Origin of the sequence: Luxibacter massiliensis, from assembly GCF_900604355.1 — a bacterium.
GTDB classification, from domain to species: Bacteria; Bacillota; Clostridia; order Lachnospirales; family Lachnospiraceae; genus Luxibacter; species Luxibacter massiliensis.
In genome coordinates, this window is the sequence record NZ_UWOE01000001.1 from 335,832 (window position 1) to 346,977 (window position 11,146).

Annotated in this window: 10 protein-coding genes; all 10 read left to right on the forward strand. The window is 43.2% G+C overall.

The annotated features are described in order from the left end of the window. Window positions 1-27 precede the first annotated feature (27 nt). The 10 genes from EFA47_RS01735 to EFA47_RS01780 all read left to right on the forward strand — a co-directional run bounded on the left by EFA47_RS01735 (window position 28) and on the right by EFA47_RS01780 (window position 10,928). The gene (locus EFA47_RS01735) at window positions 28-1,038 is read left to right on the forward strand and encodes a sugar ABC transporter substrate-binding protein (protein WP_235853190.1); all 1,011 of its coding nucleotides are present in this window, start codon (window positions 28-30) and stop codon (window positions 1,036-1,038) included. Between the two features lies 1 nt (window position 1,039). Next, window positions 1,040-2,359, forward strand: coding sequence for a sensor histidine kinase (locus EFA47_RS01740; protein WP_122641737.1), 1,320 nt, complete (start codon window positions 1,040-1,042; stop codon window positions 2,357-2,359). Continuing rightward, the gene (locus EFA47_RS01745; protein WP_122641738.1) at window positions 2,352-3,011 is read left to right on the forward strand and encodes a response regulator transcription factor; all 660 of its coding nucleotides are present in this window, start codon (window positions 2,352-2,354) and stop codon (window positions 3,009-3,011) included. Before EFA47_RS01740 ends, EFA47_RS01745 begins: the two co-directional genes overlap by 8 nt. 14 nt (window positions 3,012-3,025) lie before the next feature. Continuing rightward, window positions 3,026-4,342 (forward strand): ABC transporter substrate-binding protein, encoded by a 1,317-nt coding sequence (locus EFA47_RS01750; RefSeq protein WP_122641739.1) that lies wholly within the window; start codon window positions 3,026-3,028, stop codon window positions 4,340-4,342. A 203-nt stretch (window positions 4,343-4,545) separates the two neighbouring features. After that, window positions 4,546-5,538 (forward strand): sugar ABC transporter substrate-binding protein, encoded by a 993-nt coding sequence (locus EFA47_RS01755; protein WP_122641740.1) that lies wholly within the window; start codon window positions 4,546-4,548, stop codon window positions 5,536-5,538. A gap of 277 nt (window positions 5,539-5,815) precedes the next feature. Beyond that, complete coding sequence (locus EFA47_RS01760) at window positions 5,816-7,300, forward strand: sugar ABC transporter ATP-binding protein (protein ID WP_122641741.1); 1,485 nt, start codon at window positions 5,816-5,818, stop codon at window positions 7,298-7,300. Window positions 7,301-7,316: 16 nt separating this feature from the next. After that, window positions 7,317-8,309, forward strand: coding sequence for an ABC transporter permease (locus EFA47_RS01765; RefSeq protein WP_122641742.1), 993 nt, complete (start codon window positions 7,317-7,319; stop codon window positions 8,307-8,309). A gap of 31 nt (window positions 8,310-8,340) precedes the next feature. Continuing rightward, window positions 8,341-9,225 carry a class II fructose-bisphosphate aldolase gene (locus tag EFA47_RS01770; RefSeq protein WP_122641743.1) on the forward strand — a complete coding sequence of 295 codons (885 nt, stop codon included), beginning with the start codon at window positions 8,341-8,343 and terminating at the stop codon, window positions 9,223-9,225. A gap of 10 nt (window positions 9,226-9,235) precedes the next feature. After that, the gene (locus EFA47_RS01775; protein ID WP_122641744.1) at window positions 9,236-10,243 is read left to right on the forward strand and encodes a carbohydrate kinase family protein; all 1,008 of its coding nucleotides are present in this window, start codon (window positions 9,236-9,238) and stop codon (window positions 10,241-10,243) included. 1 nt (window position 10,244) lies between these two features. Next, window positions 10,245-10,928, forward strand: coding sequence for a D-lyxose/D-mannose family sugar isomerase (locus tag EFA47_RS01780; RefSeq protein WP_122641745.1), 684 nt, complete (start codon window positions 10,245-10,247; stop codon window positions 10,926-10,928). Window positions 10,929-11,146 lie beyond the last annotated feature (218 nt).

An 11,146-nucleotide genomic window follows, 5' to 3' on the forward strand; every position in this document is an offset into this window, starting at 1 on the left:
AAATTAGTTTTTGGGATAATAATAAAAATGGAAGTATATGGAAGTGGTGGGGACAGAATTTATCTGAAAGGCTGGGAACAGTACATGAAAAGAGTATTATCAGTGTTGAGCGTTATGTTTCTGTTTATGATGTTGGCTGGATGTGGGAGAGAAGGGGAGAATGCAGGAGATAACCCAAGCCATGAACCGCTTAAGTTCGGAGCCACCTATATGACAATGGATAATCCCTATTTTGAAGCGTTAAATGGGAATATACAGGAGATTGTGGAGGCCAATGGGGATGTTTTAATAACACGGGATCCCTCTCAGAATCAGGAAAAACAAAATGAACAGATCCAGGAATTTCTGGACGAAGGGGCAGCGGCAATTTTTGTGAACCCTGTGGACTGGAAGGAAGTGGTTCCAGCCTTGGAGGCCTGTAAGGCTGCTGGAGTGCCTGTATTTAATATTGACACCCATATCTATGATATGGATCTGGCAGTGTCAGGGATTGTGTCTGATAATTATAATGCAGGGGTACAGATAGCCAAAGATATGATGAAGAAAAGGGACAGTGCTAAAATTGTTATCATCAATCATACAGGAATTAAGTCCACTAACCAGAGAGTCCAGGGATTTTTAGATACGATCCAGGGGCATTCGTCCTACCATGTGGTGATACACAGAAATACAACTGCAGAGCTTGAGATGGCAATGGAAGTTATGAACAGTATCATAGAGCGGGATATAGAATTTGATGTAGTTCTGGGAGGGAATGACCCTTCCGCCCTGGGGGCACTGGCGGCGCTGCAGCAGCAGCGTGTAGGGAGAGATGTCCTCATATATGGAATTGACGGGTCACCGGATGCCAAAAGGATGATTAAGGAAGGGTATCTGGAAGGCAGCAGCGCCCAGTTTCCAAATGAAATTGGAAGAAAGGCAGCAGAGACAGCTTATGATTATCTGGAGGGCAGAGAGGTGGAGAAAGATATTGTAGTTCCAGTGGAATTAATTACTAAGGAGAATCTGGATAGTTTTGATATTGCAGGGTGGCAATGATATGGAAAACAAAAAGATGATTTTCTTTAAAGGCAGTATGCTGTTGATTAATATGCTCATAATCAGCTTTATTCTTTTGCTTATCATAAATGTAACGGACAGAATTTGCATATATAATGAGGCGAGGACGTTTTTGGAGAGTGTAGAGAGAGTTCCGCTGAATCCCGGGAATACAGCAGGATTAGCAATATTCTTAATGGTCCTTCTGATTTTTACATTTGCGCTGAGGGAATGGGCCTTTCCAGACAAAAGCCGTTTTATTTATGGGACATTGGCGGCTGATTTTGTAGTATGCATAGGTATTATGTATGTTTTGAATTTTAATTATAATGGTATTGTACTCTGGTTTTTTGCCAATGTACTTTATTACGTAAATGACAGAGGAAAATACTTCTTGCTGGCGCTTGCACTTTTTGTATATGGCAGTACGGATTTTCAATTTCTTTCTATGAAATACGAGCTTTTTTCGGTGAAAAGCTATATGCAGTATTTTGATGCCAGAAGCAGCCAGTACTATTTGGGAGTATTCAATCTGCTTTTATCAGTAAATATTATTTTTTTCATTGCCTTTTGCGTCAAAGTAATCCAGAATCAAAAAGGGATTATTGAGGAAGTCAATCTGCTCTATAAGAAGCTTACAGATACAAATGAAGAATTACATTCTGCCAACAATGAATTGAAGCAATATGCAGATTTAAAGGAAAAGATGGGACAGACAAAGGAACGGAACCGTTTGGCAAGAGAGATACACGACACACTTGGCCATACGCTGACAGGGATATCGGCCGGACTTGATGCCTGCATTACGACCATCGATATTGATCCGGCTGTGACGAAGCAGCAGCTGAATGTCCTGTCAAACGCTGCAAGGACAGGGATAAGTGAGGTGCGCAGGTCAGTGAATGAACTCAGGCCGGACGCCCTGGAACGTTTTAGCCTTAACAGTGCAATTGAGAAGATGCTGGAAGAATTCAGATTGATAACAAAAGCTAAAATTGAATTTCAATGTGAGATAACCAGGCTGAGATTTGACGAGGATGAGGAGAATATTATATTTAGAATTATCCAGGAGAGCGTTACGAATTCAATACGGCATGGAGAAGCAGATGAAATATACATAGTTATGAAGCAGGAAATGGGGAATGTAGATTTATCTATCAGGGATAATGGTAAGGGATGCATAAATCCCAAAAAAGGATTTGGCTTAAAACATATGCAGGAGCGGGTCAGCATGCTCAATGGGAAGATTAGTTTTTCCGGTGAAGAGGGATTCAACGTAGAGGCAGTTATACCTATCAGATGGGGGGAAGAATATGATTAAGGTACTGATAGCGGATGACCAGGAGTTAATCAGGCAGAGCCTGGAGATTGTATTGAACAGCAAAGGGGATATACGTGTGACAGAGGCTGTGGCAAATGGATTAGAGGTCATAAGAAGTGTAAGAAAAGACAAACCAGATGTTATTCTTATGGATATCCGTATGCCCAAAATGGATGGAGTTCAATGTACTAAAATCTTAAAAGAAAACCATCCTGAGATTAAAATCATTATATTGACAACCTTTGATGATGATGAATTTGTTTACAATGCATTGAAATTTGGGGCCAGCGGGTATTTGCTAAAGGGTGTGTCTATGGATGGGCTGACTGATGCCATACGTACGGTTTACAGAGGTCAGGCTATGATAAATCCAGATATTACAACAAAAGTAGTACAGTTATTTTCAAAAATGGCGCAGGCCGACTGCACTATTCTGTCAGATTCCCCTAATACAGACAGCCTGACTAACACAGAATGGAAAATTATCCGTGAGGTGGGAAAGGGTTCTTCAAATAAAGAAATAGCAGATACGCTGAAATTGTCCCAGGGGACTATACGTAATTATCTGAGCATCATCTTAAATAAGTTGGAGCTAAGAGACCGGACACAGCTTGCAATATGGGCCATTCAGACGCAGAATAAGGGAGAATGACAGGAGGGTTCTGGATGAAACGAAAGAAAGCGGGGGCGGCTATAGCCTTTATACTGGCAGCTGCAGTAATTTGCCTGGCATGGCTGATATTGGGAGGCAGAAAGCCTGCCCGGATTATAGAGCTAGGTATATTTGTAGGAAGTAGCTGGGATGTATCTAACCCCAATACATATGTGATTGTAGATGATATTATCAAGAAATTTGAGGAAGAACATCCGGGGACCAAGGTACATTATACAAGCGGAATCAGGAAATCGGACTATTCAGAGTGGCTGGCACAAAAGGTATTGACAGGGGATGTGCCTGATGTTTTTATGGTGCTCCCAGATGATTTTGAAAAGTTCGTTTCCATCGGCGCAATGAAAGATTTGGATTCCCTGATTGAGCAGGATGATATGATGAGCGAGGGGCAGTATTACGAAGCTCCGTATGATATGGGGAAGGCAGATGGGATCCAATATGCACTGCCGTACGAGGTTGTCCCTACTTTGATGTTTGTCAATAAGACACTGTTGGAGGAGGAAGGCTATCATGTACCAGATATGGACTGGACTTGGGATGATTTGTATGAGATAGCCCGCAATGTGACTAAGGACAAAGATGGCGATGGGTTACCAGATCAGTTCGGCACATATAATTATACATGGGAGGACGCAGTCTATGCCAATGGAGGAAGGATTTTCAGCAGCGATGGAAAGAAATCCTATATGTCGGAGGCGCCTGTGGTTGAGTCTGTAAAATTTATTAAAAAGCTGGAAGAGTTAAATGAGGGGGAGAATGTGACCCAGGATGACTTTGACGCGGGAAATATTGCGTTTATGCCCCTGTCTTTTGCTGAGTACAGGACATATAAGACATATCCATATAAAATTAAGAAATATACAAATTTTCAGTGGGATTGTATCACAATGCCGGCAGGCCCAAACGGGGAAAACATATCCAGGGTCAGTACTCTGCTGATGGGGGTAAGCAGGAGCACGAAAAGTGAACGGCTGTCGTGGGAGCTGTTAAAATTATTTACCAATGATAACAGAATGCAGATGAAAGTTTATCAATATTCTTCTGGTACGTCAGCTTTAAAGACAGTCACAGATTCTAATGAAGCAGAATATATTTTGAAGCGAGATATGGATGTAGATGAAAGAGTGATAGATAACCAAGTTTTAAGTGCAGTCATTGACCAGGGTGTGGCAGAGCCTAAGTTCTCAAAGTATGAGGAAGCAATGGTATTGGCAGACAGCCAGGTAGAGGATATATTAAAGGATGAAGGGAATATGGAAGTCACACTGAAGATATCCCAGAGAAAGCTGGATGCATTTTTGAACCGATAGAATAATAGAGGGTATCCTCACTGTTTGGCTGTGGGATTATATGGAGATATATATGTTAAAGAAGCTATTGCGGGCGCAATAGCTTTTTGTCATATATAAATATTACAAATGTCATGAAAAAGTTGTGACAAAATGCAGGTGACAAAAAAGCTGTATTTGGTACTATTAATACAACAAAAACAAGTGTTTAAAGGAGGAACAGTATGAAAAAGAAAGTACTCAGTGTATTGTTGTGCGCAGCTATGGTGGGGACTATGCTGCTTGGATGTAGCAATGGAGAGCCGGCTGAGGACAATACGGCAGACACAAATGCTGAGGGCACGGATGGTGAAAAAGAGGGAGGCCTGAAGTTCGGTTACACGTGTATGGATGGGACAAATCCATTCTTTGTAACATTGGAAAAAACCATCAGGGAGGAAGTCGAGAAGAACGGAGACGAGCTGATTTCTGTGGATCCTGCCAATGATGTATCTCTCCAGATTCAGCAGATTGAAGACCTGATCTCCCAGGACATTGACGCAATGTTTTTAAACCCTGCAGAGGCAGAAGGTATCCTTCCGGCCTTGGACGCACTGAAAGAAGCGGATATCCCAATTGTAAACTTCGACACAGAGGTGGCGGACATGAGTTATGTTGCATCCTATGCGGGCTCTGATAATTACAATGCAGGGAAAGTATGCGGGGAGGATCTGGTCGAGAAGTGTCCTGACGGAGGAGACATTATTGTATTAGATTCACCTACCATGAATTCAGTTGTTGACAGGACAAATGGCTTCCTGGATGCAATCAAGGATAAAGGGTTTAATATTGTAGCTCAGCAGGATGCAAAGGGAAATCTGGAGCAGGCTATGGGGATTGCAGAGGATCTGCTTCAGGCCAATCCTGATGTAGTGGCAATCTTCGGGGGGAATGACCCTACGGCCCTAGGCGCGCTGGCAGCGGCTAATGCGGCAGGGGTAAAAGATTGTATGATATACGGCGTGGATGGATCTCCCGATATTAAAGCAGAGCTGGCTTCCGGGGAATCTCTGATAGAAGGGACTGGAGCACAGTCACCGATTAATATTGCGAAAACATCCGTAGAGATTATGTACAAAATTATGGATGGCGAAGAAGTAGATGAGAGATATCCTGTTGAGACATTCTTAATCACAGAAGATAATGTTGACGAGTACGGCACGGATGACTGGCAGTAGCCATTGAGAGTGTATATAATTTACTGCCCTATATGGCTGTTATGTTTAGTATTATGTTCTGCCCTGATTTAACTAGAATGGTAGTTTACAATATATAAAATGGGTTAGGGTATTTTACTAATTGCAAGAACTAGCCAGGCATATCAATTATTAACTTGTTTTAGGCGAAAAAAGGGAGGGACACCTGGTTCTCAGGGGAGAATGGGGTGTCCCTTTCATATAGCAGCCTGGCTTGCAGCCTATTAGAATCGGAAAATAAAAGGAAGCAGGTGAAATCTTGAGCGAAACAGTATTATTAGAGATGAAGAGTATACATAAACAGTTTCCGGGGGTTTATGCATTAAAGGATATTAACTTTGAATTAAAGTCTGGCGAGGTACATGCACTTCTGGGGGAGAATGGCGCAGGGAAATCTACATTGATTAAAGTCCTGGGAGGTATTTATTCAGCAGATAACGGTGAGATCCGGATAGAAGGGCAGAAGGTACAGATTCACAATGTATTGGATGCGCAGAAAAATGGTGTGGCTATCATCCACCAGGAGCTGGTTTTGGTTCCCTATATGACAGTAGCTGAAAATATTTTTTTGGGGAGGGAGCCAAGAAGGGCAGGTTTCGTAGATAAAGCCAGAATGAATAAAGATACACAGGAATTGCTTGATGCATACGATATGCATTTTGAGGCAGACCGGTTGGTCAAAGACCTGACAATCGCACAGCAGCAAATGGTTGAGATTGTGAAGGCAATTTCGTTTAACTCTAAAATCCTTGTCATGGACGAACCCACATCTTCTATTTCTGACAGAGAAGTAGCATTCCTATTTGAGACTATGAGGACATTGACTGCAAAAGGCGTGGGAATTATATATATTTCCCATAAAATGAGCGAGCTGGAGGAAATATGCGACCGTGTAACTGTAATGAGAGATGGGACCTATGTGGGGACCGAAGTAGTGAAGGATACGGACAAAGACCATCTGATTGCTATGATGGTCGGCAGGGAGCTAGATAAATATTATACAAGAGACTACAGCCATGCAGAGGAAGTTATTTTAAAGTGTGAGGATATCTCAGACGGAAAGATGGTACAGGGAGCCAGTTTTGAGCTAAGGCGGGGGGAAATCCTGGGGTTTGCCGGCCTGGTAGGGGCGGGCAGAAGTGAGGTGATGAAATGCCTGTTCGGACTGACGAAAAACTATACAGGAAAAATATATTTAAGTGGCAGAGAAGTAAAAATACTATCCCCCGTACATGCCATGAAGCAAGGGATTGCCCTGGTTCCGGAGGATCGGAAGCTGGAGGGGTTATATCATGTGCAGAGCGTACGTTATAATTCTACAATTGAGGTACTGGGGCAGTTTATAAAGGGTATTTTTGTGGATGGGAAGAAAGAAGAAGAAATTACACAAAAGTATATTGATCTGATGTCCACGAAAACACCTTCCCAAGATCAGAGAATTGCGAATCTCTCTGGAGGAAACCAGCAAAAGGTCATCATAGGACGGTGGCTGGCAACGCATCCTGACATACTTATATTGGATGAACCTACAAGAGGGGTGGATGTAGGGGCAAAAGCGGAAATCTATTCTATTATGAATGAACTGGTAAAGGATGGTATGTCTATTATTATGATTTCTTCAGAGCTGCCGGAAATTATTAACATGAGTGACAGAATTTATGTAATGGCCGGAGGAAAGGTAAAGGGCTGCTTAAATCATAACGAGGTTACACAGGAAAGTATTATGCAGCTGGCAGCAGAATAATGAGGAGGAAGGAAGCATGAAACAGGAGAATAAACAGGTGGCTGCATCATCCAGATATGGAAAAGCAGTGAAGATATATTTAAAAGATAATCTTGGAATTATAGTGGCATTTTTAGTATTGTGTATTTTTTTGGCGTTAAACCCAAAGACAGGAAGTTCTTTTGCCACGTCTAAAAACGTGTTTAATGTGCTCAGGCAGATTTCTACAAATTTATATCTGGCATGCGGCATGACAATGGTTATTATTTTGGGAGGGATCGACCTTTCCGTTGGATCTATTATTGCCCTTTCAGGGTGTGTGGCAGCAGGCGGTGTGGCCAGATATAATCTGCCTATTCCTATTGCTATTTTGCTTGGCCTGGCTGTGGCGCTGCTGTTCGGCATGTTTAATGGATTTGTAATCTGCAGCACCACAATTCCGCCTTTTATCGTGACATTGGCCACGATGAATATAGCGAAAGGATTGGCGTACGTATATACAGGAGGCTCTCCTGTACGTGTAGTCACAAAGTCATGGCAGTTTATAGGGGCAGGGTATATCGGCCCCATACCTACACCGGTCGTGATTCTAATTGTGGTATTAATTATCACTGCTATTATAATGAATAAAACTAAGCTTGGACGGCATATGTACGCAGTCGGCGGTAATGCGCAGGCGGCGGAGTTTTCAGGTATATCTGTGGCAAAAGTAAAATTTCTCGTACATACTTTTTCCGGGTTAATGGCAGGATTGGCAGGTGTAGTCCTGGCCTCACGTATGTACTCTGGGCAGCCTACTGCCGGGGACGGGGCGGAAATGGACGCTATAGCCGCTGTTGTCGTGGGCGGCACGTCCATGGCCGGAGGAAGCGGTAAGATCGGGGGCACCATCATAGGCGGCTTGATTATCGGCGTACTTAATAATGGTTTAAATCTAATGAATGTCAATTCATTTTGGCAGTATGTGGTGAAAGGTGTTGTTATTTTGCTGGCAGTATTTATAGATTATATAAGAAATAAAAAGAAATAGAATATAATAGAAAGGGCAAGGGACAAAAATTATGCTGGTAAACTTAAATGAGATCATACAGGAAGCGAATCAGAAAGGTTATGCGGCGGGGGCATTTAATGTAGCAAACCTTGAATCGGCTATGGCCATCATACAGGCTGCGGAGGAGACAAAAAAGGGTGTAATCCTGAATTATGCAGAAGTACACAGTCCTTTTTTAGCTATGGAAATTGCCGCTCCCATTATGCTTGATTTTGCTAGGAGGGCGTCTGTCCCTGTTTGTGTCCATTTGGACCACGGTTCCTCGGTTGAGAGCTGTATGAAGGCTATGAGGCTTGGCTTTACATCGGTCATGATCGACGCATCTGGAAGTGACTATCAAGAGAATATCAGGCAGACTGCAGAAACAGTACGTCTCGCCCACAGCATTGGTGTGACTGTGGAGGCTGAGCTGGGGCATATTTTGTCCTCAGAAACGGGAAACAGAGGGGCGGAGGGAACAAAGAGCCTGGCAGAAAACTTTCAGGGGACTGATGATATCTATACAGATCCAGATATGGCCAGAGATTTTGTTAAGCAGACAGGGGTAGATGTGCTTGCCATTGCATTTGGGACTGCCCACGGGGTGTATGTGCAGAAACCAGTCCTGGATTTAGACAGAATCAGCAGAATTAAAGAGAAAATTGATGTGCCATTCGTTATGCATGGGGGGTCCGGCCTGAGTAAAGATGAATTCCAGACGGCGATCAGAAATGGGATCAGGAAAATCAATTATTATACATATATGACATTGGCAGGGGGGAAAGCAGTAAAAGAAGCTATGGATAGATGTGGAAATGGAGACAATATTTTCTTCCACGATATTCCCCTAATTGCTGTTGAAGCGATGAGGGAGAATGTAAAAGAGGCAATACAGATATTCAGCCTGGAGATATAGGAGGGGGTATATGGGGACAAAAGGAATAACAGTTGCAGGCTCCCTGATTGTAGATGTGTATTATATGACAGACACCTACCCTGGAATCGGCAGGCTCACAAATATAAGGGACATAAAGAAAGGGGTTGGCGGATCGGGGAATCTGATCCAGGATCTGGCCAAGCTAGATCCCAATCTCCAGGTCAAGGTGAGTGCGCTTCTGGGCAATGATGCAAATGGAAAGTTTGCAAAACAGGCCCTGGGACGTTTCCCCAATATAGACATGTCCAATGTAATCCAATCAGAGGCCACATCCATGACCATGGTAATCGAACCCCTTGACAGTAAGCAAAGGACATTCTTTTATCTTCCCGCAGCCAGTGACATATATGAAGAGAACTGTATTGACTGGCAGGCGGTGGATGCGGATATTTTTCAGCTGGAATATCTGCTGCTGATGAAAAAAGCAGATGCAGCAGATGAGGAATACGGGACCCATGCGGCCAGAATTTTATGTGAAGCACAGAAGAGAGGGATGAGAACTTCCATAGACGTAGTCTCGGAGGATAGCGAGAGGGCAAGGGGAATCGTATCGGCAGCTCTTAAGTATACAGACTTCTGTATTATTAATGAACTGGAGGCAGAAAGCACAACAGGAGTACGATTAACAGGTGAAAATGTAGATATGGAGGAGAATATACCGGAGGCACTGCGTATCCTAAAAGATCTGGGAGTATCTAAATGGGCCGTGGTCCATTCTTCTGGATGTAGTTATGGGTTGGATTGCGAGACGGGGCAGACCGTGAAAGTGGAGAGCCTGCATCTGCCAAAGGGATATATAAAGGGAACCACAGGTGCAGGGGATGCATATTGCTGCGGAGTGCTGTACGGCGCCTATCAAGGACAGAGCCTTCAAAAGGCCATGGAACTGGGGACTGCCTGTGCGGCCTGCTCCCTGTCAGCGGTTGGCGGAAGCGATGGAATGCGCAGTTACAGGGAGGTTTTGGACTTATACAAACATTATAAAGGAGGGCAATAGAGTGAAACGGTCAAAAATTAATCAGTGTATCAAAGAAATGGAACAGCTTGTAAATAAACAGGGATTTAAACTCCCCCCTTTCTGCAGCTGGACTGCGCAGGACTGGAAAGAAAAAGGCCCCGAATATGACGAGATCCGTGATAACATGCTGGGATGGGACATTACAGATTATGGACTTGGCAATTTTGATAAGGTCGGGTTTGCACTGATTACACTCCGCAATGGGAACCAGAATAATCCCAAATATAAGAAAGTCTATGCGGAAAAACTGCTGATGCTCAAAGAAGGACAGACATCACCCATGCATTTCCACTGGAAAAAATCAGAGGATATCATTAACCGTGGAGGTGGGGTATTGATAATCGGCTTGTATGAAGATGACGGTGAGGGGGGACTGTCCAATCAGGACGTGCTGGTGAATAGTGATGGGCGCTCATATTATGTAAAAGCAGGCACGAAGATTGAATTAAAACCTGGAGAAAGTGTGACTCTCTGGCCCCATCAGTATCACGATTTCGCCGTAAAGGAGGGAACCGGGGACGTACTGATCGGAGAAGTATCAATGTGCAATGACGATAATACGGATAACAGGTTTTATGAAAAAATGGGGCGTTTTCCTGATATCGAGGAGGACGAACCCCCATACAGGCTTTTATGTAATGAGTACCCTGGCGGCACGGTATAGTTCTACATTAGAAAAGATACATACTCCTTACAGAAAAATACCTTCCGTAATGTTTATATACCCATATAAGATTTGATCTTATGTTAGCAGTTGTGCAAAATAGACAATAAGCGTTAAATAAATAACGTTAAATATTTATCAAATACGGGATTGACAAATATTTAACGACGGTATATACTAAAACCTGTAGTTAAGAAAACTATTCAATTACGGGAGGA

What these genes read in the sequence shown, in the direction of transcription:
- EFA47_RS01735 (WP_235853190.1), top strand. Translation starts at nt 28, where the DNA reads ATGGAAGTATATGGAAGTGGTGGGGACAGAATTTATCTGAAAGGCTGG.
- EFA47_RS01740 (WP_122641737.1), top strand. Translation starts at nt 1,040, where the DNA reads ATGGAAAACAAAAAGATGATTTTCTTTAAAGGCAGTATGCTGTTGATT.
- EFA47_RS01745 (WP_122641738.1), top strand. Translation starts at nt 2,352, where the DNA reads ATGATTAAGGTACTGATAGCGGATGACCAGGAGTTAATCAGGCAGAGC.
- EFA47_RS01750 (WP_122641739.1), top strand. Translation starts at nt 3,026, where the DNA reads ATGAAACGAAAGAAAGCGGGGGCGGCTATAGCCTTTATACTGGCAGCT.
- EFA47_RS01755 (WP_122641740.1), top strand. Translation starts at nt 4,546, where the DNA reads ATGAAAAAGAAAGTACTCAGTGTATTGTTGTGCGCAGCTATGGTGGGG.
- EFA47_RS01765 (WP_122641742.1), top strand. Translation starts at nt 7,317, where the DNA reads ATGAAACAGGAGAATAAACAGGTGGCTGCATCATCCAGATATGGAAAA.
- EFA47_RS01770 (WP_122641743.1), top strand. Translation starts at nt 8,341, where the DNA reads ATGCTGGTAAACTTAAATGAGATCATACAGGAAGCGAATCAGAAAGGT.
- EFA47_RS01775 (WP_122641744.1), top strand. Translation starts at nt 9,236, where the DNA reads ATGGGGACAAAAGGAATAACAGTTGCAGGCTCCCTGATTGTAGATGTG.